24 protein-coding genes are annotated in these 22,220 nt (G+C 42.4%); 14 read left to right on the forward strand and 10 right to left on the reverse strand.

The annotated features are described in order from the left end of the window. Nucleotides 1-18: 18 nt before the first annotated feature. On the reverse strand, nucleotides 19-1,266 hold the full coding sequence (locus FTU42_RS11905; protein ID WP_005168686.1) for a YihY family inner membrane protein: 1,248 nt from the start codon (nucleotides 1,264-1,266) through the stop codon (nucleotides 19-21). A gap of 114 nt (nucleotides 1,267-1,380) precedes the next feature. On the opposite strand from FTU42_RS11905, the gene wrbA reads away from it, so the two are divergent. Next, nucleotides 1,381-1,977, forward strand: coding sequence for an NAD(P)H:quinone oxidoreductase (gene wrbA, locus FTU42_RS11910; protein ID WP_180001125.1), 597 nt, complete (start codon nucleotides 1,381-1,383; stop codon nucleotides 1,975-1,977). Between the two features lie 53 nt (nucleotides 1,978-2,030). Here wrbA and FTU42_RS11915 read toward each other — a convergent pair whose 3' ends face one another. After that, entirely contained in the window at nucleotides 2,031-2,444 is a 414-nt protein-coding gene (locus FTU42_RS11915) for a hypothetical protein (protein WP_180083437.1), read from the reverse strand. 868 nt (nucleotides 2,445-3,312) lie between these two features. Between FTU42_RS11915 and FTU42_RS11920 the strand changes: the two genes are divergently transcribed. From FTU42_RS11920 to FTU42_RS11930, 3 genes are all read left to right on the forward strand, one after another. After that, nucleotides 3,313-3,690, forward strand: a complete 378-nt coding sequence (locus tag FTU42_RS11920; protein WP_005094089.1) for a hypothetical protein — start codon at nucleotides 3,313-3,315, stop codon at nucleotides 3,688-3,690. Continuing rightward, nucleotides 3,684-4,889, forward strand: a complete 1,206-nt coding sequence (locus FTU42_RS11925; RefSeq protein WP_180083438.1) for a CsgG/HfaB family protein — start codon at nucleotides 3,684-3,686, stop codon at nucleotides 4,887-4,889. The genes FTU42_RS11920 and FTU42_RS11925 overlap by 7 nt, the downstream gene beginning before the upstream one ends. An 84-nt stretch (nucleotides 4,890-4,973) precedes the next feature. Continuing rightward, nucleotides 4,974-5,636, forward strand: a complete 663-nt coding sequence (locus FTU42_RS11930) for a hypothetical protein (RefSeq protein ID WP_034608358.1) — start codon at nucleotides 4,974-4,976, stop codon at nucleotides 5,634-5,636. A gap of 310 nt (nucleotides 5,637-5,946) precedes the next feature. Here FTU42_RS11930 and FTU42_RS11935 read toward each other — a convergent pair whose 3' ends face one another. The 3 genes from FTU42_RS11935 to FTU42_RS11945 all read right to left on the reverse strand — a co-directional run bounded on the left by FTU42_RS11935 (nucleotide 5,947) and on the right by FTU42_RS11945 (nucleotide 8,171). Further along, the gene (locus FTU42_RS11935; RefSeq protein ID WP_005094083.1) at nucleotides 5,947-6,522 is read right to left on the reverse strand and encodes a xanthine phosphoribosyltransferase; all 576 of its coding nucleotides are present in this window, start codon (nucleotides 6,520-6,522) and stop codon (nucleotides 5,947-5,949) included. 88 nt (nucleotides 6,523-6,610) lie between these two features. Continuing rightward, a complete protein-coding gene (locus FTU42_RS11940) occupies nucleotides 6,611-7,294 on the reverse strand; it encodes a DUF3108 domain-containing protein (protein WP_373686737.1) in 684 nt (227 codons plus the stop codon). 190 nt (nucleotides 7,295-7,484) lie between these two features. After that, nucleotides 7,485-8,171: a hypothetical protein gene (locus tag FTU42_RS11945; protein ID WP_180083440.1), complete on the reverse strand. Its 687-nt coding sequence runs from the start codon at nucleotides 8,169-8,171 to the stop codon at nucleotides 7,485-7,487. Between the two features lie 261 nt (nucleotides 8,172-8,432). On the opposite strand from FTU42_RS11945, the gene FTU42_RS11950 reads away from it, so the two are divergent. Then, nucleotides 8,433-9,290, forward strand: coding sequence for an energy transducer TonB (locus FTU42_RS11950; RefSeq protein WP_005094077.1), 858 nt, complete (start codon nucleotides 8,433-8,435; stop codon nucleotides 9,288-9,290). A 178-nt stretch (nucleotides 9,291-9,468) separates the two neighbouring features. Here FTU42_RS11950 and ybeY read toward each other — a convergent pair whose 3' ends face one another. From ybeY to miaB, 3 genes are read right to left on the reverse strand one after another with little or no spacing between them, the layout of a single operon-like run. Continuing rightward, on the reverse strand, nucleotides 9,469-9,951 hold the full coding sequence (gene ybeY / locus FTU42_RS11955; RefSeq protein ID WP_005094076.1) for an rRNA maturation RNase YbeY: 483 nt from the start codon (nucleotides 9,949-9,951) through the stop codon (nucleotides 9,469-9,471). A 22-nt stretch (nucleotides 9,952-9,973) separates the two neighbouring features. Beyond that, nucleotides 9,974-11,050, reverse strand: a complete 1,077-nt coding sequence (locus FTU42_RS11960; RefSeq protein ID WP_005094064.1) for a PhoH family protein — start codon at nucleotides 11,048-11,050, stop codon at nucleotides 9,974-9,976. A gap of 38 nt (nucleotides 11,051-11,088) precedes the next feature. Then, nucleotides 11,089-12,546, reverse strand: a complete 1,458-nt coding sequence (gene miaB / locus FTU42_RS11965) for a tRNA (N6-isopentenyl adenosine(37)-C2)-methylthiotransferase MiaB (protein ID WP_005094063.1) — start codon at nucleotides 12,544-12,546, stop codon at nucleotides 11,089-11,091. Nucleotides 12,547-12,880: 334 nt separating this feature from the next. On the opposite strand from miaB, the gene FTU42_RS11970 reads away from it, so the two are divergent. From FTU42_RS11970 to FTU42_RS11995, 6 genes are all read left to right on the forward strand, one after another. Next, complete coding sequence (locus FTU42_RS11970; RefSeq protein ID WP_180001741.1) at nucleotides 12,881-14,815, forward strand: lytic transglycosylase domain-containing protein; 1,935 nt, start codon at nucleotides 12,881-12,883, stop codon at nucleotides 14,813-14,815. Between the two features lie 31 nt (nucleotides 14,816-14,846). Continuing rightward, the gene (locus FTU42_RS11975; protein WP_074383563.1) at nucleotides 14,847-15,485 is read left to right on the forward strand and encodes a ribonuclease I; all 639 of its coding nucleotides are present in this window, start codon (nucleotides 14,847-14,849) and stop codon (nucleotides 15,483-15,485) included. Between the two features lie 167 nt (nucleotides 15,486-15,652). After that, entirely contained in the window at nucleotides 15,653-16,639 is a 987-nt protein-coding gene (locus tag FTU42_RS11980) for a malate dehydrogenase (RefSeq protein ID WP_180083441.1), read from the forward strand. Nucleotides 16,640-16,813: 174 nt separating this feature from the next. Further along, nucleotides 16,814-17,074: a DUF2789 family protein gene (locus FTU42_RS11985; RefSeq protein WP_005094053.1), complete on the forward strand. Its 261-nt coding sequence runs from the start codon at nucleotides 16,814-16,816 to the stop codon at nucleotides 17,072-17,074. Between the two features lie 88 nt (nucleotides 17,075-17,162). Continuing rightward, nucleotides 17,163-17,417, forward strand: coding sequence for a DUF2789 family protein (locus FTU42_RS11990; protein ID WP_034608346.1), 255 nt, complete (start codon nucleotides 17,163-17,165; stop codon nucleotides 17,415-17,417). A gap of 115 nt (nucleotides 17,418-17,532) precedes the next feature. Beyond that, nucleotides 17,533-17,790 carry a DUF2789 family protein gene (locus FTU42_RS11995; RefSeq protein WP_005094049.1) on the forward strand — a complete coding sequence of 86 codons (258 nt, stop codon included), beginning with the start codon at nucleotides 17,533-17,535 and terminating at the stop codon, nucleotides 17,788-17,790. 90 nt (nucleotides 17,791-17,880) lie between these two features. On the opposite strand, the gene FTU42_RS12000 is transcribed toward FTU42_RS11995, so the two are convergent. Both FTU42_RS12000 and FTU42_RS12005 read right to left on the reverse strand, forming a co-directional pair. Further along, the gene (locus tag FTU42_RS12000) at nucleotides 17,881-18,408 is read right to left on the reverse strand and encodes a hypothetical protein (protein ID WP_180083442.1); all 528 of its coding nucleotides are present in this window, start codon (nucleotides 18,406-18,408) and stop codon (nucleotides 17,881-17,883) included. 70 nt (nucleotides 18,409-18,478) lie between these two features. Next, entirely contained in the window at nucleotides 18,479-19,081 is a 603-nt protein-coding gene (locus FTU42_RS12005) for a 2OG-Fe(II) oxygenase (RefSeq protein ID WP_180083443.1), read from the reverse strand. A gap of 117 nt (nucleotides 19,082-19,198) precedes the next feature. Here FTU42_RS12005 and FTU42_RS12010 point away from each other — a divergent pair, with 117 nt between their 5' ends. From FTU42_RS12010 to FTU42_RS12020, 3 genes are read left to right on the forward strand one after another with little or no spacing between them, the layout of a single operon-like run. Beyond that, nucleotides 19,199-20,056: a 23S rRNA (adenine(2030)-N(6))-methyltransferase RlmJ gene (locus FTU42_RS12010; protein WP_180083444.1), complete on the forward strand. Its 858-nt coding sequence runs from the start codon at nucleotides 19,199-19,201 to the stop codon at nucleotides 20,054-20,056. 38 nt (nucleotides 20,057-20,094) lie between these two features. Then, the gene (gene pssA, locus FTU42_RS12015; protein WP_005094042.1) at nucleotides 20,095-20,916 is read left to right on the forward strand and encodes a CDP-diacylglycerol--serine O-phosphatidyltransferase; all 822 of its coding nucleotides are present in this window, start codon (nucleotides 20,095-20,097) and stop codon (nucleotides 20,914-20,916) included. A gap of 18 nt (nucleotides 20,917-20,934) precedes the next feature. Continuing rightward, nucleotides 20,935-22,011 (forward strand): DUF6670 family protein, encoded by a 1,077-nt coding sequence (locus FTU42_RS12020; protein WP_180083445.1) that lies wholly within the window; start codon nucleotides 20,935-20,937, stop codon nucleotides 22,009-22,011. Nucleotides 22,012-22,220 lie beyond the last annotated feature (209 nt).

Here is a 22,220-nt window from a genome sequence, read left to right on the forward strand (position 1 = left end):
AAGCGAGAGGATTTAGGATTATTTATTCCGGAACAATTCAGAAAGTGGAAAACTCAGCTTTTCTTCCAGATATTGATCGGTTTCCTGTAGTTTAGGCGAGAATTTCTGCATCCAGATTTCCTCGGTATGTGCCTCGGTGAAGTGATGCTTACGTGGCAATGGATAAGGAAGTTGCAGATAAAAGTCCCAAAAACTCACCTGATCCAGATCACGTACCAAGACATATTCATTGTCATCGGTACGTTTGATCAGATTTTGTTTTTCAAACATGCTCACATAGTTTGGCCAGCGACCAATTTCATCACGACCCAAAGCATCTAATGCTTCTGCTTCACTAATGCTCTCACCAGTTTTTTGCTTTTTATGAAACAGCTCTAATAGATCCAGCAGCATGATGATTGGGTGACGTTTATGATCCTGGCCAGATTCAAAGGCCGTCAGGGCATAACTGATCTCAACGCCGAGTAAGACAATATTCCAGGATAAATAAATCCACAGTAGAAAGATCGGCACAGCGGCGAATGCACCATAGACAATCTCATAACTGGTAAAGTTTGACATCACAAAACCGAACAGGTTTTTAAGCAGCTCAAACACCACTGCACTAAACAGGCCGGCAATAAATGCAGACTTGAGTGGCACACTGCGATTGGGGATGGTCCAGTTTAGAATGAAAAATCCGAGTACGGTCAGAGAAAAAGAAATGGCCCAGAGGACAAAAGCACCATTAAGTTCATACCCGGCAAAGTTATTGCTGAGGACACTCATGGAAGCCACGGTTGATGAAATGACGAAGGCACTACCCAGTAAAATCGGTCCCAGCGAAATGATAGTCCAGTAGCGCATAAACCCGATGATTCCACCTCGGGTCTGAGTCACTCGCCAAATTCGGTTAAAGGCCGTTTCGATACTGGTGAGCATCAATACGGTCGTAATAAATAAAAACAGGATACCAATCACGGTTAAATTACTGGATTTATCGGTAAAGGCATTCAGCGCTTTATCAAAGGCAATCGTGGTTTTGGGTAGAAAGTTACTGTAGATCAGCTGTTGCAATTGTTGTCGTGCAGGCTCTAAGGCTTTAATCGATGAAATAATGACCAAGAAAACCGTCAACATCGGCACGACTGCGAAAAGCGTAGTATAGGTCAGGGAACCGGCTTGCTCACGACAACGGTCTGCTTCAAAGCGTCGGAGTACGAATAAAATAAACTGAAACCAGTGTTTCTCATAAAAGGGTAACTTTTTTAAATACTCAACAATCATGTGCATCCAATCTCAATTTTTTTAATCATCATGAATTTTCATCCATTAGCTTAACCAAAAAAGTTACAGAATATCGTATAGTTTTATTTTTTTAAGTAATGAATAAGAAGCCTCATGCAACCTTATGTTCTTGTTTTATATTACAGCAAATATGGCTCAACGAAAGAAATGGCACATCTGATAGCCAATGGCGTTGAATCGACAGGAATGGCGGTAAAAATTCGGACTGTCCCGAATATTTCTAGCGTCGTAACCGTAGCCGAGCCGAGTATTCCGGCAGAAGGAGATATTTATTGCAGTTTAGAGGATTTGGCCCAGTGTTCTGGCTTGGCCTTAGGTTCACCGACCCGTTTTGGCAATATGGCCTCAGAAATGAAATACTTTTGGGATCAGACCACCAGTCTATGGCTGAATGGCGCGCTGCACGGTAAGCCGGCCTGTGTCTTTACCGCATCGGGTTCCATGCATGGCGGACAGGAAAGTACCTTGTTGACTATGCTGCCACCATTATTCCACCACGGTATGATGATTATGGGGCTCAGTAATGCTACAGCTGCCTTGTCCAATACCAAGACTGGCGGTACGCCGTACGGTGCCAGTCATGTCAGTGGCCCACGGCATGATCAGGGTTTAAGCCCAGATGAAAAAGTTTTGTGCGAAGTACAGGGCAAACGACTGGCTGAAGTGGCTTTAAAACTCAATCAGTCTTAAGCATTAACTCAGAAGGAAATGAAGAACTCACTCACTTCATTTCCTTCATGATATTAATCTTCTTTTTGATCTTTTTGATCTTTTTGATCTTTTTGATCTTTTTGATCTTTTTGATCTTTTTGATCTTTTTGAATAAATCTATGTTTGCATTTTAAACATTGATAATCCAAGAATAAATTACGGTCGACGGAAATCCCGGCTTTTTTGCCGAGGAAATTCCCTATTACGCCACCGGTAATGCCAACACTGATTGCCCCGACAAAAGTACCCACTGTCCCACCTAAAATTACACCTAAGGGGCCAGCAACAGTACCAATCGCTGCGCCAACGGATGCGCCAGAAGCAGCACCACCGACTGTACCCGCAGTAGCACCTGCCGAGCTCATGAGAATGCCACCAATTTTCTTTAAATTCTGTTCGTGATCACGCTGTTCGATGTCAGTGGAACCACATTTAGGACATTGCATAGGTTTTTCCATCAAGGATTGGTATTCACTTGTTTTAAGTTTATGGAGGAGATGCAATTTTCTCTAGATCAGCAGCTCTTCATAATATGCTGCAACAGCATATATACATGCTGAATCCTGAGATCAGGAGCATTTCCTACTTTCCTGATTCTAGTTGAATTAATGCTAAAACATTGTATTTCAGCTGTAAATATATTTATTTTTATCTGCTTGAGTCATTTTTGAATTATTTCGATCATGCAGGACACTATAAGATTTTGGAGGTTTTTCTTCCTCAGTACTCTATCTATACACAGGCCTGATTGGTCATTTCTTTATATTCAAAGCAGCTGATGGTTTGCTGGCTGCTCTCAAAAGCTTGCAAACAGAAAGGAATCATTAAAGCTATTTGGCATTTTTTATCAAAAAAACAGCTTAAAATCGGCATTTTTTTATAAGTGGTTTTCATTCTCATTGATTAATTGTATTTTTAATAAAGTGTGATATTTATTATTATTAATGAGAAGTTCTAATAAAATAAAAATTTACAGATTTTTAAAATTAAAATAAATAATAATTTGGGTCGTGATTAGATAATTTATTTATTATTGATAAGATAAAAAATATATTATTTTAATCAAGTTTTTTAGATGATTATTATATTCATATATTTTCGATATAATGATTTCTTACAAATCACAAAATATAACAAAAATAATTATTATAAATAAAAACAAATATATGGGTTTTTAATCAATATAAATAAATATGTGAATAATGCTGGATTCTACTTTTCATTTTTTTATGTGATTTAATATTTTTCAGATAAATTTAATCTTACTCAACCCAAGAATTAAATAAATATCTTAGATCAGAGGATATTAAGATTATGAGAATATTAGTCATCAATCTGGGTTTATTATGTTTTTGTTTTTTAAACAATGCTTATGCCACATCTGATGAGTGGACGCAGCGTTGGAAATCATCAAGTGCCCGCTCCAATGAAAATCTAGTTCAAGCCAATCTGATCGAGCTCAAGGAGTCCGATTATTATTCTGGATTAGGTAGAACCACTATTTACAGTACCTCAACCACCTCTATAGGTACCGTAAATACACCCACCAACAATATCAATGTCGAAGGTTCAGACAACAACATCGATATTTCGAGTGAATTACTCAATGAAGCACCTGTCAATTCAAATACCAATCAAAACGCTCAGCGCTGTCCTAATTTAAGTACTCAATCAGGAGAGTCGCTATGCTGAATTTCTCCTTAACCCGAAAATATATATTTTCTCTGAGTATTCCTGTTTTTTTTAGCTCGTTTCTAACAGGTTGTACAGGTTTAGCTCCCTCAAACAAGAAAGCAGTTAGTCTGGTGCAAGGACCACCCATTACCGATATTTTTACCCCTTTTGATATGGCGCTCTCCTGCCTCAAAGGGCAACTACGTAGTGATGTGAGTTTTTCTGTTGGCGCGATTCTGGATCAAACCGGTAAAGATGTAGTCACCAATGGCGGAAGTGGCAAAATGGTGACCCAGGGTGCGGGAGATATGGTGCAGTCTGCCTTGTTTCAGGCAGGCGTCAGTTTAATGAACCGACGTGATCCCCGGATTATCGAAAGTGAAGCCAAGTGGGGGATTCGTGATCCAAGGCAAATTCAGGCCTCCGATTATTATGTCACCGGCAGTATTAACAGTCTGGATTTTATTCCGGGCGGGGGGGTTGACATGCAAATTGCCGGAGTCGGCCCGAATTACAGTCAAACCCGTATTATGGTCGGTTTGGATTTATCTCTGACCGATACCCGCAGCAGTAAAGTGGTGGGTAATGTTTCCTTGCAAAAGCAGATTGCTGCACAGGATTATGGTCTGAGTGCGGGCAGGTTCGAGGGTCGTACACTGTTAAATATTCAAATTGGCAAGGGAGAACGAGAGGCGACTAATTTTGCCTTACGCCAAATGTTGAACCTGGCCACTTTTGAATTACTCAGTCAGGTCGTGCCACCGGCAGTGTTTGCAAGTTGCCGTGCGGAAATTCCACCTGAATTTGGTCGCTTAGATCTCACTCGCAGTTCTGTTGCCTTGCATAAATATAAGAAAAATCAGCAACAAATCAGTACCGATTCCAGCAACCCTGTTCAGGAATCGGCCTCACGTCAGGCAGATTCATCCAATGAAAAAAACAAGTCGACCAATTCACCCAGCAAAGATACCAAGCCGCCTAAGCAGAAAGAATCTGAGGTGATTCAGAATCCTGAAGCCGAGCCTGAAATGAGCAAACAGGAACTGATTAAATATATTAGTAAGACTAAGCGCCCATCCCCGACAAGCAAAATAAATGACAAAAAAGATAGTCAAGAACAAGCTGACAAAGAGCAAGCTGAGGAGAAGTCATCCAGTTTATGGGATGCCAATCCAGAGGCAGTAGAGAATTACTGGTCAAATACTCAACGTGATTAAAAAGATTTGAAAATGGGCTCGCTCCCATTGTCAGAAGAAGTACTTAGCGAGAGGTACTTCAAAATAACAGTAGGAAGAACAATGATGAAAAACACGATCAAAACAGTCGCATTATCCGTCGCCTTTCTGTCTAGTGCGGGGATGGCATATGCTCAAGAAACCAATGTGGAAGTAGATACCGGTTTACAAGCTACTCTGGATTCTATTTCTCAGCAGGTTGAAAATGGTTCTGCGCTGAATCTGGCAGTGAATACAGGTGATGTTGATGCAAGCGTTGATTTAGAAGCACTTGCAGGAGCAGTAAGAGAAGTACCAGATGCGATTAGTTCAATTGAAGGGACAATTGAAACTACTGCAATTGGTGCAGCGAACACAGGTAGTATCACGATTGAGCAAGGTAGCTTCAATCAGGTGATATCAGACGTATCAGATGAAACATATGACTATGATTTCAGTCAAGTCACCAGTGCAACGAATAATTCTGAAACCTTAGAAGAGTTATCCGAGGTTGCGGATAGTTCAGATCTATCGGAAGTTGTAAGTTCATCACTGTCTACCAACTATAGTGAGCAGATCAATGAAACTTTAAGCAATTATAGTGTAGCGAACATTGCCTATAATGCGGGTACCATTGATGCCTCTGTCAATGCGATTGCAGAAGGAACTCAAACTGCTATTAACAATAGCATCACAACTACCGCTATCGGTGCTGTAAATAGCGGCAGTATTACTGTGACGGTTAAATAAACTCTTGTTCAAGGTGAACAGAGGTCTAATTATTTGCAGATAGTTAGACCTCTTTATCTTATAATAAAATTGCTATAACTGGTTGTTTATTCATCGGATAGAAAAATTATTTATTTTATGACACGATCTATTTTAGAGGTTTAATCACTTCGAATTTAAAAGTAAGCCATTCATCTAGGATCAAGTCAGGAATCATGAATAACACATTAGATTGAACTAGAGTCGAGCTTTGAATATTTTTAATTTATTTCATCAGATAGACAAAATAAAAAAGAGCGCATAAGCGCTCTTTTAAAATTGATTGTCGAGCTTAGTCGCGAACAAATTCAACTGTGCCATTTGCCAAAGATTTTACGCGTGCCAGTGACTCAACACGGTAGCCTTTTTCAAGCAGCAAGTCGCGACCAGGCTGGAATGATTTTTCAATCACAATACCAATCCCGACCACTTCTGCATTGGCCTGATGAATCAGATCGGCCAGACCCAGCGCCGCCTGACCATTCGCCAGGAAGTCATCAATCACTAAAACCTTGTCGGTTGAGCTGATGTGTTTATTTGAAATTGCGATGGTGCTTTCAGTCTGTTTGGTAAATGAAAACACTTTAGAGCGGTATAAATCATCTTTCAGGGTCAAAGACTGGTATTTACGTGCAAAGATGACAGGTACACCAAGTTCTAAACCTGCCATCACTGCAGGTGCAATACCTGATGCTTCAATCGTAATAATTTTGGTGATACCAGCATCCTTAAACAGACGCGCAAATTCTTGACCAATTAATTGCATCATGACTGGGTCAATCTGGTGGTTTAGGAAAGAATCCACTTTCAAAACTTCTTCAGAGAGAACGATGCCTTCGGCCAAGATTTTCTGTTCTAGTGCATGCACGGGAGAATCCTCAAGAGCAGGTGCTTTTTCAAGCAAAAGCGTATTGTAAAAAGCACCCGGAAAAAATCAAGTGAAATTCACCAAAATCTTAGTTGCTTGCACCTTTATAGTCAGTTAATAGCAAACCATAAGAGGTTTTCTTGTCTACATGCGAAACTTTGACTGGCAGATAGTCAAGTTTCGGTGCCAGCCAGAAGATGGTTTCACGACCCGGCTTGCTATGCTTCATCACCACCTTGATGGTATTAAAAGAACCATATTTAGTACTGACCATTTCTGAACCTTGTCGAACAAACTTACGGCCTTCGACCTCTTTAGCATCAGCAAGATAATAATTCGATTTTAAGCCACCATTTTTTAGATCTTCACGAATTTGTAATTCCGCATTCAGTTCATCCAGAACATCGGCTCTCCAGGCAAAAGAACGCTTTTCATCATCTTTTCTGGTATTGATGGTTTTGCTGGAAGGATTAAAGTTAATACTCATGGTGTTGTTATGTACCAGGATTTTACTGCTACGACTGAAACTGCTGGAGCCAATCTTGCCGTTATTAAAGGTGAAACGGCTGGTTTCAGTTGCTGAAGCAATACCACCGGCTTTTGCAGCAAAGACGTAAGTCCAGTTATTGCCGGATTTACTCAGAGTACGGGTGGCAGAACCCATATTCTTGCCATTATAGCTAAATTGATAATTGGCTTGGAAAGGCGTCATGGCAAAAGCCTGGCTAGAAATACCAGTCAACAGTATTGCACCGCTTAGACCTGTGGTCATCGCTAAAGTCTTAAATACAGTCTTCACCATTAGTCATTTTCCTATATTGGTTAAACGGGCAAAATATCTTACTTGTTGTAGCTTTTATTCTTTAGGCAAAATATGGAAATTTAAGGGATATTTCTAGCAAAAATGTATCTTTCATGTAGTTTTTTTCAACAAAAGTTCAAAAAACGAGATTGAATAGTATTCAAGACGGATCTTTCTGTTTGATCGGGGTCACCAGGTTATCATCCATTTCGTCTTCATCCCAATTTTCCTCTCTGTCTTGAGAAAGTTTCCTAAACAGGGCTGCCAGATTCACATTACCAATCACCACCAGTTCAGCTTCGCGAAGCACTGCATGATTCACATGAACTTTTCCTAGAGTATCAATAATCGAACGGTTTTTGCCTAACCAGCGGTTCAAGTCCAGATACAGCAAGTCATCAATGACTTTAATAACGCCAAGTTTTTCCAGAATCATGCCCAATGGATCTTTGTTCAAGATGCGTTGATAGAAGAACAGGGCAAAACGCACCCCAAGCTTATACAACAGATTTGGATATTTGGCTTCAATAAGCTGTGTATCACTGATTTGCTCGAATACAATCAGCTGGGTGGTCTTATTCAGTTCCATCTGAACCAGCTTCAAGTCTACCGACAAAGTGATATTCAAGCCTTTATAGTCTAGTGTCGCGTAGAGACGCAGCCAGTCTTCATGCAGGTCTGCGTGTAAGTCTTTCAGTGCATCGACATTGTCGGTGACAAAGCGTTGAAAAGTTGCATTTAAGAAGACTTGCGATAAAGGGAATTCACGCTCATCCTCAATAAATCCTTCCGCCCTCTGATACACTTGGCGGATTCGGTTGGAAATATTGGAAATTAGCGTTTGCATATTGAAGCATCCTAGCAACTTTATTTTTGACTCGAAGTGTATCTTGTCGAATTGTATGAAAAATACAAGTATTCAAGCTTGAAGTTTAGCAAAATAAATAGCACCATTTTTATAGTTTTAGTTATGTAACGTTGAAGATTTGATGGATTTGGCATTTTTAAAATAGAAATGCCCAATTTGTTTATTTTTAATCTTTAAAATACTTTTTTGGGGAACTGAACTCAGGACTGAGTTTGGGTAATGTGATAAGCAATGATATTAATGCCTCTGGTCAGAACCTGGTGGAAAGATCCAGTGTTTAGCAGTGCCGTGCTCACCGCAGGCATTCTGCATTTGATCGTATTGACACTGGAATTTGGTATGCCGCAAGATCGGGAGACCAGCACCAAAGAAATTGCAGTCAGCTTGCGACAAACAGATGAAAAAATTGAACACGCTGATTTTCTGGCCCAGACAGACCAGCAAGGTTCTGGCAAGTTTCGAGAAGCGCACCGGATGTCGAGTGATATGCCATCTCCTTTGTTAGAGCAGAAGGCAGGGGAAGAACAACAAGAAAGTCCGGATCTGCTGCAACAGAAACAGGAACTCAGTTTTGAAGAAAAAGTGCTGATGACCACCTTGAGCTGGCAAAAACAGGCAGAAGAAAATCAGCGTAAAAAAATGCAGGAGCAGTTACAAAGCCAGTTTCAGGCCAAAGCAGCCATGGTGGCCAGTCTGGAAGCGCAATATTTACAGCGTCAGCAAAATTTTAGTCGTCAGCAAAAAATTAAAACTGTGGATGGTATTCAATCCAAGCAGGATGTCTCCGCAGCCTATCTGGAAAAGTTCCGTCAGAAAGTAGAGTTTTATGGCAATCAGTATTATCCGGAAGCTGCCAAGCAGCAGAATCTGGCAGGTGAAGTTCGTCTGATGGTGATCCTGAATCAGAATGGAGGGATTCGTGCCATCCGATTAATTGACAGTTCAGGACATGCCATGCTGGATGAGGCTGCGAAATCTTCTGTACGTAAAGCGGCGCCATTTGGTGCGTTTGATGCCAAAATGAAGGAAATTTCTGAATTGCGGATTATCCGAACCTGGCGTTTTGATCCGGCTGAAGCAGAGTTTGAAGTACGTTAATTCATTCTAGTTCTCTCTCCCTTTGGGAGAGAGTTAGAGAGGGGTTTTAACAGGTATTAGAACCTCTCCCTTGCGAACTCAGAATATATTCTGAGGATTCTCATCTCCTAGAGGAAGAGCGAATATAAAGCATTAAAAAAGCGAGCCTCAGCTCGCTTCCTTCATTTTCTTTTAAATCTTAATCTCGTTCCAGATAAGGATTTTCAAAACCCAGCTTGGCCAGAATTTCAATTTCAATGCCTTCCATTTCTTCCGCATCTTCATCTGATGTTTCATGATCATAACCCATTAAATGCAAGGTGCCATGCACCAGCATATGGGTGAAATGCGTCAACGGCGCTTTTTGCTGCTCAAGCGCTTCAGCAAGTACCACAGGAATACAGATCACCAGATCGCCAATGGGAAAGGCATCCAGAAATTGCGCCATTTCATCTGGAAGATCGCTCGGAAAAGACAGGACATTGGTCGATTTGTCTTTGCCGCGATATTCCAGATTCAGTTTATGACTTTCATCATGATCGACACAGGCAATTCCGATTTCGCAATTACTTTGCGTACCGATATGACCTAAAGTGGTTTCGACTACTTTTTTAATAGAGGCACGTTTTAGTACCAGTTCAGGTGACTGAAAATCCTGCTGTAAGGAAAGACTAAGTTTCAACACAAATCCTTAAATTGAAAGCTTAATGCTGTGCATCTGCGGCAGCATTATTTTCAGCGATCAGGGCGTCCTGACGTGCTTTACGTTCGGCACGTGCTTCTGCACTTAAACGCTGCTGATCACTGTCCCAGCCTTCATAGGCTTCAACAATTTTCTGTACCAGTTGATGACGAACCACATCACGCGAATGAAAACGGGTGATATGAATTTCAGGGATTTTATCAATCACACGCAGGGCATGTGAAAGACCAGACTGTTGGCCGCGCGGTAAATCCACCTGCGTCACGTCACCAGTAATGACCGCTCGTGAACCAAAACCTAAACGGGTCAGGAACATTTTCATCTGTTCTGGGGTGGTGTTCTGTGCCTCATCCAGAATGACGAAAGAATGATTCAAGGTACGGCCACGCATATAAGCGAGTGGCGCCACCTCAATCACTTGACGTTCAATCAGCTTGGCCACTTTTTCAAAGCCGAGCATTTCATACAAAGCATCATACAATGGACGCAAATAAGGATCGATTTTCTGGCTTAAATCCCCTGGCAAGAAACCCAGTTTTTCACCTGCTTCGACCGCAGGACGCACCAGTAGAATGCGCTGGATTTCATTGCGTTCCAGCATGTCCACAGCAGCAGCGACAGCCAGATAAGTTTTACCGGTTCCGGCAGGACCTATACCAAAAGAAATATCACTTTGCAGAATACGCTGTACATAACGTTTCTGGTTGGCACCACGCGGATTGATCCGGCCTTTACGGGTTTGTAACCAGACATTGTCCAGGCCGGTATGTTCTTGGTCTTCTAGATCTTGCTGGAGTTCACGGTCAGTCTGACTGCCCTGAATCATTAGGTGCAGGGTATCTGCGCTGATCTGCTGGCTCTGTTCAGATTCTTCGTGTAGACGTTGCAAGAGCATTTCGGCTCTTTCAACGGCATCGATTCCACCATCCACAATAAAACTCTCTCCGCGATGGGAGATTTTGACATCTAAACGTTGTTCAATTTGCTTCAAATGACCGTTATAAGCACCTAACATCGCTTGGATACGGTCCATTGAAATCCCAGGAAAAGCTACTGTACGTCGAATCGCTGCAGTCAAAGAGTATTCCTTATGAAGTGTACGTTATATGCTCTACATTACGCCACGTCAGGCTCAAGATTCAAGAGTTCACCATAAACTAAATTCAAAGTTTTAATTTCGGTCACTTCGATCTCGGCAAAGCGACCTACCCAGGCAGGATCACCAATAAAGTTGACATAACGGGTGTTGTCCGCCGTACCCACCAGAATATTCGGATCTTTATCAGAGACTTTCTCGATCAGTACCCGCTGGATGCTACCGAGCATGGCATCCGTTTTGTCAATACTCGAGCGTTTAATCCATTGCTGAACTTTGGCCAGACGTTCTTTTTTGACATCTTCCGGAATGGTATCTTCCAGTTCTGCCGCAGGCGTACCCGGACGTTTTGAATAGATAAAACTATAAGAATGATCGAAATCCAGATCTTTAATAAATTGATAGGTCTCTGCAAAGTTCTCATCAGTTTCACCCGGGAAGCCAATAATAAAGTCTGAAGATAAATGCATATCGGGACGAACTGAGCGTAACTTTTTAATTTTCTCGATATAGACATCGATGGTATGGTTACGTTTCATGGCCTGAAGCACATCATTCGAGCCACTTTGTACCGGCAAATGCAGATGCGAAACCATTTGTGGCAGGTCGCGATAACACTGGATCAGGTCATCATTAAATTCGAGTGGATGCGAAGTGGTATAACGAATCCGGCCAATGCCCGGAATATCCGCGACTAAACGCAACAGATCGGCAAAAGTACAGATATTGCCTTCAAAGGTTTCACCACGATAGCCATTGACGTTTTGACCCAGCAGGGAAATTTCACGCACGCCTTTTTCTGCCAGACCCGCAATTTCAGCCAATACATCATCCAGTGGGCGAGACACTTCTTCACCACGGGTATAAGGCACCACGCAGAACGAACAATATTTTGAACAGCCTTCCATGATCGAAACAAAGGCTTTATAGCCCTCAACACGCGGTTCAGGCAGAAAGTCGAATTTTTCGATATCCGGGAAGGAGATATCTACCAGTTTGATTTTTTCTTTTTTCGGTTTTTCGATCTGGTCAAAATGCTGATCCAGCATTTGTGGCAAGCGGTGCAGGGTTTGCGGGCCAAAAATCATGTCGACATAATTGGCACGTTTCTGGATGTTGTCGCCTTCCTGAGACGCCACACAGCCGCCAACCCCGATAATCAGATCCGGATTCTTGTCTTTCAGTTTGCGCCAGCGACCCAGCTCGGAAAACACTTTTTCTTGGGCTTTTTCACGGATCGAGCAGGTATTCATCAGCAGAATATCGGCATCTTTAGGATCGTTGGTCAGCACATAGCCATGAGAATCGCCTAACAGGTCTGCCATACGGTGACTGTCGTACTCATTCATCTGACACCCTTGCGTTTCGATATACAGTTTTTTTACTGCAATCTCATGGACAGGGGTGTGCGCTGGCTGGGTAACAGTGTTTTCTGAGGCAGCTGGGGCACCATTCGGAATGAAGGTTTGAACCGTCATGTAGGCTCCTACAAGGTAATACGTTGAAAGAGTGAACGAACAGCCTGATTGACGCATCAAACAGGTGAATAACAATTCAATTCACGGACTGAAATATGGGAAGGCGCATATTTTAGCAGGAAAGTCGCTTAAACTTATAGCTTAAATTAAACGTGGAAAAATATTGATTTATGGGTAAAAATTGTCTGTAGATTAATATTGCTTAATCATAAGGTTACATAACTGAACAATACAGTTGCTTATAATATTTCAACAAAGCTCTTATGATAAGCAACATAGGCTAGGCACAGAATCGATGAGAGAAGGCAAAGGGATGTTGAAACACACTGAAAATATGTATAAATATTATAAATTAATTACGTTAAGTGTGGCGTGTATCTGTTCAGCAAGTACATATGCAGCTGAAGAGCAATTTAACGATGCCTTACGTGCGGCCAATGCAGGTAATACTGAATTATTACAACAATATCGCCTGTCCATGCAGAATGATGCTTTAGGCTATTATCCGGAATACTGGATTTTAAACCAGAATCTTGCCTTGCAACCTGCCAGCCAAATTGTCAGTTTTGCTCAGCGCTACCCGCAATCTGCGATGGCTGAAAAGCTGGCAGCGGACTATGTCGAAGAAAAAGTCAAAATGGCAGATTTCACCACGGCTCAACCGGTATTGCCTTATGTGACCAATGCTGATCCAGCTGAAGCCTGTGCCGTAGCACAAGTTCGTGCCAAAGCCGGTGATGAGCTGGTTTATGCCGAGTTTAAAGAGGTCTGGCTAACCACCAATAGCCAACCGGATTCTTGTACTGGACTTGGTCGAATGATGCTTTCTAGTCCTTTAATGACGGCAGAAGACCGCCAACAGCGACTTTGGGTACAATTGCGTGCCGGTCAGTCAGGTCAGGCCATTGCTACTGCGCAAGGAATCGGTCTGAATCTGTCTTTAGCACAACTCAATTCGATTCAGGCCAATCCAACCAATTATTTATGGTCTGCACCGAAAAACAGTGCGGCAGAACATGCTTATCTGATATATGCACTGGGACGTCTGGCAGATAGTGATCTGGACTCGGCGTTATCCATTGTGAAACGGACTGCTGAAGGCACACCGGTACAAGTACAACGTGCCTTATACCGAGCTGTGAGTTATGTCGGTGGAACCACAGTCATGAAGAACAACTTTAACCGGGAAGTGTTAAATGCCTTTGATGCCAGTTATGGTCTGCCATTTAGTCCGGAAGAAGCTGAGATTTATGCGCGTCAGGCCATCCGTTTTAGTGCGTGGGAAAGCCTAATCCGTGCGATTGATGCCATGAGCGTCAATCAGAAACAGGAAGATCGCTGGCAATATTGGCTGGCCCGTGCCAGTGAGCAGCGTGCAGATCGTAGTTCAAAGAAAACTGCAGAGAGTATTTATCGTACATTGGCCGCCGGGGATGATTATCACAATCTTCTGGCACGCGACAAGTTGGGACAGCTGACTGCGAGCACACCCAATCCAATTCAGCCATCGAATCAGGCCATGCAACGTTTGAATCAGGATATTCATTTCCGTCGTGCGTTCACGCTACGTAATATCAGTGCACCGAATAACTACATTAACCGTGAATGGAACTGGGCAGTGCGTCAGGCCTATCTGAAGAAAGATGATGAGCTGTTGCTGGCCGCAGCAAAGCGTGCCATGGACATGGGCTGGCATGATCGGGCCATTTATGCAGCTGACCGCACCGTGAACAAACATAACTACAATTATCGTTATCCAATGCCGCACCAGAATTACGTGGTCAGTCATAGCCGCAATGCCGGGATCGATCCGGCTTGGGCTTATGGCTTGATGCGTCAGGAAAGCCGTTTCAATACCGTGGCACGTTCACATGTGGGTGCCGGTGGCCTGATGCAAATCATGCCAGATACCGCCAAGCTGGTGGCACGTCAAATGGGTGAGACTTATAATCCGGCAGCTTTGACCGATATGAATACCAATATTCGTTACGGCACCTTTTATTTATCGACCATTCAGCGTCAGCTCAGCAACAGCCCAGTCTTGGCAACCGCAGGCTATAATGCCGGACCAAACCGTGCCCGCCGTTGGCAGCCGGAATTTCAGGGCATGGCAGCAGATCAATATACTGAAAGTATTCCTTTACTTGAAACTCGGGATTATGTGAAACATGTCATGACCAATGCCACACATTACGGTCTCTTGTTGGGACAGGGTGCACAGTCCGTGGGTAAGCGTATGCAACTGATACCATTACGTAATACACAATAAAATTAAAATTATTGGGGATGGTGATTTATTCATGAAAATAATGAAGGATCGTCGAGTTTGGGGGAAATGGGCAGCGCTTGTATTCTTGGGCAGCAGTCCGGCAGCATTCGCCATGCCGACAGACTATGTTATGGATGTAGAAATGGTGCCGGCTTTGTGTAGCCTGTACCCTGAATATGCAAAGAAACGAAAATGTCTAGAAGGTTATTCCTTGAATATTTCCGGCTTATATCCTCAGGCTACGTCAGAAAACTGTACAACCAATAGCTCTGCAAAACTTTCACCGCTTCAGTCCAAGGTGGTGGCCAGAATCATGCCGGATGAAAATACCCGGACCATTTTGTGGCGCAACATCGGCGGTTGCGTTCCGATGAATGCCAGCCAATATTTCCGGACGATTATCAATTATGCAGACCGGCTTAAAGTGCCGGCAGAGCTGACTGAACAGGAAAATATCACCATGTCAGTCGATGCGCTGCGTGTGAAATTTGTGAGAATTAATCCGCAATTACCCGCCAATGCTTTGAGATTTAATTGCCAGCTTACTCAAGCTAGCAGCGTGTTGACCTCAATCAAAGTCTGTTATCACAAAAATGGCAATTATAAATCCTGTCCTGCCAACATTATTAATACATGCCCAAAAACTGTCACAATAAAAGGAACATACTGAGCTTTTTTGCCGGTTTAATTTATATTTCCTATCAGACTTTAGATGAAATCCGTCCTCTTTTATATGCATCCGGCAAAGGATTGGAGTACAATCTTTCGCGTTTACGATTATTAGATTAAATACTAACTATTTAATCGCGTTGAATATCCTCAATTGGAGATAATTAGATGAAGCAAGCAGTTCGTGTTGCCGTTACTGGCGCTGCAGGTCAAATTGGTTACAGCCTATTATTCCGTATCGCAAGCGGCGAAATGCTAGGTAAAGATCAACCAGTGATTTTGCAATTGCTCGAAGTTCCTTTTGAGAAAGCTCAGCAAGCGCTTAAAGGCGTAATGATGGAGCTTCAAGATTGCGCATTCCCGCTACTAGAAGACATGATCGGTACTGATGATCCTAAAGTTGCATTCAAAGATGCTGACTACGCGTTATTAGTTGGTTCACGTCCACGTGGTCCAGGTATGGAACGTGCTGATCTGCTTAAAGTGAACGGCGAAATCTTTATCGGTCAAGGCCAGGCACTTAACGAAGTTGCGAGCCGTGACGTTAAAGTTCTTGTTGTAGGTAACCCTGCGAACACGAATGCTTACATCGCGATGAAATCTGCTTCAGATCTTCCAGCGAAAAACTTCACTGCAATGTTACGTCTTGACCACAACCGTGCTGCATCTCAAATTGCTGCTAAAACCGGTAAAGCGGTTAAAGACATCAAAAATCTTACAGTTTGGGGCAACCACTCTCCAACAATGTATGCTGACTACCGTTTCGCTACAATTAATGGCGAAAGCGTTAAAGACATGATTAACGACCAAGATTGGAATGCAAACATATTCCTTCCGACTGTTGGTAAGCGTGGCGCTGCCATCATTGAAGCGCGTGGTTTGTCTTCTGCTGCTTCTGCTGCAAACGCTGCAATCGATCATATGCGCGATTGGGCTCTTGGCACAAATGGCGAATGGGTAACCATGGGTATTCCTTCTGACGGTTCTTACGGTATTCCTGAAGGCGTTATGTTCGGTTTCCCTGTAACGACTGAGAACGGTGAATACAAAATCGTTCAAGGTCTAGAAATCGACGAGTTCAGCCGTGAGCGTATCAATGTTACATTGAACGAACTTGAAGAAGAGCGCGCAGCGATTGCTGACATGCTTAAATAATTTGATCGTTTAGATTAAGTTGAAAGAGCACTCCATTCGGGGTGCTTTTTTTATCTCTCTATTTTTTTGATGAACAAAAAATAACATGCTGTGATGCAGCAGCAACTGAATCTTGCTTAAGCTTGGACTAAGCTAAAAAACATAAATAATCCAATAAAAGGCGAGGTGAAGAAGATGTTTGATCAACACCCAACGTTAGAAATGTTTTTTCAGCAACTTGGATTGGACTCGAGTCCCGAGGCGATTGATGAGTTTATCAAGACCCATCAAATTGGCATGGACGTGCCTTTGCACAAGGCGCCGTTCTGGTCGAAATCCCAGCATGATTTCCTGATTGGTCAGTGGAAAAAAGATGATGAATGGGCAATTTTAGTTGATGTCCTGAATGAACAATTACATAGCGAAGCCCAAGGTTCTGGGTCATGTGATTTATAAATGAGTATTTAAGGATTTATGCCAGTTCTTATTTTAGGGATGGTAAAGGTCTTATTTTTAGTTTAGAGCATATAACAGGAGCAAGTGGATCATGTTCGAACAACAGCCAACTTTAGAATTATTATTTGAACAATTGGGTTTGCCTTCTGATGAAGCCGCAATTAATGAATTCACCCATACCCATCAGTTGCCATCTGAAGTCGCTTTACCGGATGCCGAATTCTGGAGTGAGGGCCAAAGTGCATTCTTACGCGAGCACTGGCATCAAGATGATGAATGGATTGTGATTATTGATAAACTGAACCAGCTGTTACATGTCGAAAGTGACAAGCAAGGTGTTTAAATTATAGTCTACAAAAAGAAACAACAAACCTAGTCAAATGACTAGGTTTTTTTTGTCTTATCTTATAAGTTAGATCTATAAATAATTACAATTTATCTGATATAAGGAGGGCGACATGCTCATGAAGAACCAACCATCCTTAGAAATGTTATTTTCTCAACTCGGTCTGGCCAATAGCGCTGCTGCCATTGAGTTGTATATCCGGACTCATCAACTTCCAGCAGGCCTGTCCTTGCATGAGGCACCATTCTGGAATAAATCCCAGCGTTCATTATTGATTAGTCATCTGGTACAGGATGATGATTGGGCAATCTGGGTGGATGAGCTGAACCAGCAATTACACATGGATGCCTACAGACGTCAGCCTGCTTAACTGTGTTATATCTTGGTATTACTTAAAAAATGAAAGTGATGCTCAAAAGAAAACGCCTCAAATGAGGCGTTTTCTTTGACGCTGTTAAGCTTAATGCATTTTACTTTTTAATATTTTGATAAACCATTCCTGCTGACGATAATCACTAAAGGCATGATGCTGCTGCAACAATTCCAGTTCACATTCAACCGTTTTGGTGTATTTACCTAACCAGTGACGTGTCAGGGCTGGCTCATTTTTACTGGCACTGGCATAAGCCAGGAAGAAATAAATATCGCCATGTTCATAACTGGCCATCGGCTTAAGAATTTGCTGGGTAATCAGGGCAAAATGCTGCTCTTTGGTCAGTTCAAAAAACATCATATAAGCCTTGGCCAGATGCAAGGATAAATTGATATACATGCGCAGCGGCATTTCTTCAAATTCCACCCGGCCTTGTTCAAGTAAGACAATCGCTTCTTGCAGGAAATGTCGCTGTTCCTGACGCAGCTCACTTAAAGTCACCAGCTGTAAACGAAGATCAGCACGTTCAAGCGTTAATTCTGGCGTATTGCTTTTTAAGTACAATTGGTCAGTTTCACCCAGTCGCTCAATAATCTGCTTGGTTGTTAATCGCATCAACGCAATCCTCATTTCTCAATAATGGCTATATGAGGTTAAAAAAATAAATTTAAAGCATGAGCGAGCATTAGATTAAGGCTGTATCGCTTCTTAACCAGGCCGTAATGGATAGACGTTGCTGTTTGGAAATTAAAACTTCATGTAACAAATCACTCTGGAACAGTACAATCCGGTTCGGCTGTGGCTGAATAATATGCCACTGGCCATTTTTATCTTGCAGACGCAATTCACCCCCCCAATCTGCCTGCCATTGTTCATGCAGATAATACACACTGGAAATCATTCGGCCATTTTTAGCGTGAGGATTGTCACGATGCAGCGCATAAAACTCGCCAGCGTGATAGCAGGCAAAATGTGCTTCGATTTCTTTAATGCCTAAATAAAACGCGCGGTTTAAAGCTTGAGAAAACTGTTGCAGGGTTTGGGTGTGTAGGTGGGAAATTTTAAATTCAGGTCGTAACCAAAGAATATGATCACTACGGATGTTGCTGACGACGCCATTTTGAATGGCTGCATTACGAAATTCGTTTAAGTGGCTTAAGCATTCCTGACTTACCGCATGTTGATATTCACTAGAATAAGCATCGTCAACAATACTAAAGCCATGTTGATCTAAATCATCTAAGATTTGATCAACATTCCAATCCCCTGGGATGATAACAGCTTCCATTTTTTTCAATTCTCGATAGTGTGGCAAAACAGGTTCGCTATTTTAGTGTAAGAATCGTGCCTGAACGAAACTATTTTTCATGTTAAAATAGCTGTTGATATTAGGAATTAATGAAACATGAATTACCGTCACTCTTACCACGCAGGCAACTTTGCCGATGTCATGAAGCACGTTTTATTGCTTCAGTTGTTGACTCGACTGAATGCAAAAGACAAACCTTATCGCTATGTAGATACACATGGTGGTGCGGGTAAATATGATTTATCGACTGCTGAAGCGCAAAAATCAGGTGAGTTCTTAAACGGTATTCATCGTCTTGTTAAACTGGATGATTCGATCAAGCGTAACGCACCTGAAGGCGTACAACAATATTTGAAAGTTGTTGAGAAAATGCGTGAAAACTTTGGTAAGGGTGCTTATCCCGGTTCACCTTGGTTTGCTCTGGAAGGCATGCGCGAGATTGATAAAGCGACTATTTTTGAAATGCAGCGTGATGTGTTTCAGCAACTTCGTCATAATATTTTTGACAAGCGTGCCGGTTTGCATGAGCGTGATGCTTATGAAGGTCTTTTGGGGGTGATTCCGCCGAAAGAAAAACGTGGTCTGGTGATGATCGATCCACCTTATGAGCTTGAGCGTAAAGATTTTCCACAATTGGTAGAATTACTGGTTGCCGCTTATAAGAAATGGCCGACAGGTGTATTTGCTGTTTGGTATCCAATTAAAGACCGTGCCATGATTGAACGCTTCGAGAAAAAAATGTTCAAGACCGGCATCCGCCGTCAACTGGTGTGTGAAGTCTGTGTATGGCCGGATGACACCCCAGTCGGCTTGAATGGTTGTGGTTTGCTGGTGATTAATCCGCCTTGGAAATTCTCTGAAGATGCAGATGAAGTACTACAATGGTTATTCCCACATCTTCGTATGAGTGAAAATGGTGGTCACGCTGCAGTTCGCTGGTTAGTCGGCGAATAATTTTTTCAAAGCACAGGTCATAGCTAGGATCGACAAGAATGACAAATATAAGCAAACCGGAACGCGACTCTTCAAAAGACTTGCCTTTTGATGGCATCACCTTTGAGGTGGAAGAAGAGGAACATACCCAGGAAGGGCAGAAAGTTAAGCGTCGAGGCATCTATCTATGGCCGAACCTGATTACAACCGCTGCGTTGTTAGCGGGTTTTTACTCCATTATTGCCAGCATGAATGGCAATTTCCAGCAAGCGATCTATGCAATTTTTATTGCGGCTTTGCTGGATGGTTTGGATGGGCGTGTGGCGCGTGCGATTGGTGCGCAAAGTCCGTTTGGTGAACAGTTTGATTCGCTTTCCGATATGCTGGCTTTTGGTGTTGCTCCCGCGATCTTGATGTATAGCTGGGGTTTGAGTGATTTAGGCCGGATTGGTTTGGCCGCCTGTTTTGTCTATACCGCCTGTGCTGCTTTTCGTCTGGCCCGCTTTAACGTACAGATTGGCGTGGTAGACAAGCGTTATTTTATTGGTGTGGCCAGTCCATTGGCAGCTCTCATGATTGTTTCGCTGGTCTGGGTCGGTTTAGATTTTCCTGAAATTTTCGATATTCGTGAAGCATCCATTCAGATCATTAACGCCGTTGTCATTATTGCGGTGGGCTTGTTGATGATTTCTAATATCAAATATTATTCATTTAAGACTGTAGAGCGTAAACGCGTTCCGTTTTTTGTATTACCAATTGCCGTATTTGTCTTTGCTGCGATGACTTATAATATTCCTGTCGGCATTCTGGTAATTTCTATTCTCTATGCCTTATCTGGTTTTGTGACCACCTTTATGGCAAAAAGATCGAGTAGATTATAAAAATATAAGGAGTCTGAGATGCGGTTTCTTCAAGATTTTTTAGATCGTTCGAAACAGCTGAATCAGACTCCAACTGTTTCGCATTATCCTGCCTATCATGGCCCCAACTCAAAATATAAGATTATTCATCAAGGTTTGATGATTCCTGGACTTCCGGCGCCGCTGCACTATCTAAATTTTCTCAGCATTATCGGGCAGCCGAATGCACCGATGCTGGCCAATCCCAGTGCAATTCAAACCAACGCACTGGATACCGCTACGGTGATTTGCAGCACGAGTTCGCATATGGTCGGCCAACTGCATCGTTATTCAGTACAGCAGGACTGTAACTTTGATGCTGGCTTATTTCAGTTTTTAGATCGGGAGCAACTGAGTGGGGCCTTTCCTCATTTTCGTTTGCAGCGTTTTGACTCGGAACTCAGTTTCGATTTAAGCATTCATACCACTCAGCTCATTTCCCACTTTAGCCAGGTGAGGTTTTCACTTGCCGAGCACTGGTCTTTGCTGTGCTATTGCCAGGGCACATTAAAATATAAACAACAGACATATAATATTGATAGCCTCGGAAGTTTTGAATATGCACGAAGTTTCAATTTCCCTTATCTGCCTTTGGCCTTCCTGACTTATCAAATTATTAACCTGAGTGAAAACCGGCAGCTACTGTTGGCGCAAATTCGGGATGGAGTGAATAGTATTGTTCAGTCTCGGATGTATTTGCGTGATTTAAACAAGATGCAGACTCAGATGTTTGACCAAAAAGTGTATTTTAAAGTTCATCGTGTCTATCCGCGCGTCACCACGCCGAATGGGCAAAATATGTATTTGCCACGTGAATTTGAATGGTGTTACGAAGCTAAAGATGGTATCTGTATTTGGGTACAAGGGCAAAGTCGCGGTGATTTCAAATTTGGTTTGGCCGCGGGCTATGTTGGAAGTTTTAGTTATCAGGTCAAAATAAATGAAGAGAACGAAAATGGGGAAGGTGGCTACTGTGAATACATTGATTGCCGTCCTTTACGCTTTCAAGAACAAGATAAAACCGACAAACTTTTAACTCATTTATCAAATTCTGTACCTTTAATGCTCAAAAAATAGAAAAACCTGCACTTTTTGTAGAATAAATAAACAGTCGTTGGTTTTTTGCTGAATTATTTAGAAATAGGGGTTGTGTTGGGTGTGAAATCCTGTAGAATGCACATCCATCGGCAGTGATGAAGATTAAAACTTCTGATAAAACAGTAACTTAGCACGAGGTGTTAAGATTGGGTTTTGTTGGTTAAGTTCAAATTAATTTGAATTACGGA

Source organism: Acinetobacter sp. YH12102, from assembly GCF_013419125.1.
GTDB lineage: Bacteria > Pseudomonadota > Gammaproteobacteria > Pseudomonadales > Moraxellaceae > Acinetobacter > Acinetobacter pseudolwoffii.

What these genes read in the sequence shown, in the direction of transcription:
- FTU42_RS11940 (WP_373686737.1), bottom strand. Translation starts at nt 7,294, where the DNA reads ATGACCACAGGTCTAAGCGGTGCAATACTGTTGACTGGTATTTCTAGC.
- FTU42_RS11970 (WP_180001741.1), top strand. Translation starts at nt 12,881, where the DNA reads ATGTATAAATATTATAAATTAATTACGTTAAGTGTGGCGTGTATCTGT.
- FTU42_RS11945 (WP_180083440.1), bottom strand. Translation starts at nt 8,171, where the DNA reads ATGCAAACGCTAATTTCCAATATTTCCAACCGAATCCGCCAAGTGTAT.
- FTU42_RS11925 (WP_180083438.1), top strand. Translation starts at nt 3,684, where the DNA reads ATGCTGAATTTCTCCTTAACCCGAAAATATATATTTTCTCTGAGTATT.
- FTU42_RS11915 (WP_180083437.1), bottom strand. Translation starts at nt 2,444, where the DNA reads ATGCAATGTCCTAAATGTGGTTCCACTGACATCGAACAGCGTGATCAC.
- FTU42_RS12020 (WP_180083445.1), top strand. Translation starts at nt 20,935, where the DNA reads ATGCGGTTTCTTCAAGATTTTTTAGATCGTTCGAAACAGCTGAATCAG.
- FTU42_RS11975 (WP_074383563.1), top strand. Translation starts at nt 14,847, where the DNA reads ATGAAAATAATGAAGGATCGTCGAGTTTGGGGGAAATGGGCAGCGCTT.
- FTU42_RS11930 (WP_034608358.1), top strand. Translation starts at nt 4,974, where the DNA reads ATGAAAAACACGATCAAAACAGTCGCATTATCCGTCGCCTTTCTGTCT.
- miaB (WP_005094063.1), bottom strand. Translation starts at nt 12,546, where the DNA reads ATGACGGTTCAAACCTTCATTCCGAATGGTGCCCCAGCTGCCTCAGAA.
- FTU42_RS12000 (WP_180083442.1), bottom strand. Translation starts at nt 18,408, where the DNA reads ATGCGATTAACAACCAAGCAGATTATTGAGCGACTGGGTGAAACTGAC.
- wrbA (WP_180001125.1), top strand. Translation starts at nt 1,381, where the DNA reads ATGCAACCTTATGTTCTTGTTTTATATTACAGCAAATATGGCTCAACG.
- FTU42_RS12005 (WP_180083443.1), bottom strand. Translation starts at nt 19,081, where the DNA reads ATGGAAGCTGTTATCATCCCAGGGGATTGGAATGTTGATCAAATCTTA.
- pssA (WP_005094042.1), top strand. Translation starts at nt 20,095, where the DNA reads ATGACAAATATAAGCAAACCGGAACGCGACTCTTCAAAAGACTTGCCT.
- FTU42_RS11995 (WP_005094049.1), top strand. Translation starts at nt 17,533, where the DNA reads ATGCTCATGAAGAACCAACCATCCTTAGAAATGTTATTTTCTCAACTC.
- FTU42_RS12010 (WP_180083444.1), top strand. Translation starts at nt 19,199, where the DNA reads ATGAATTACCGTCACTCTTACCACGCAGGCAACTTTGCCGATGTCATG.
- FTU42_RS11950 (WP_005094077.1), top strand. Translation starts at nt 8,433, where the DNA reads ATGCCTCTGGTCAGAACCTGGTGGAAAGATCCAGTGTTTAGCAGTGCC.
- FTU42_RS11920 (WP_005094089.1), top strand. Translation starts at nt 3,313, where the DNA reads ATGAGAATATTAGTCATCAATCTGGGTTTATTATGTTTTTGTTTTTTA.
- FTU42_RS11905 (WP_005168686.1), bottom strand. Translation starts at nt 1,266, where the DNA reads ATGATTGTTGAGTATTTAAAAAAGTTACCCTTTTATGAGAAACACTGG.
- FTU42_RS11980 (WP_180083441.1), top strand. Translation starts at nt 15,653, where the DNA reads ATGAAGCAAGCAGTTCGTGTTGCCGTTACTGGCGCTGCAGGTCAAATT.
- FTU42_RS11985 (WP_005094053.1), top strand. Translation starts at nt 16,814, where the DNA reads ATGTTTGATCAACACCCAACGTTAGAAATGTTTTTTCAGCAACTTGGA.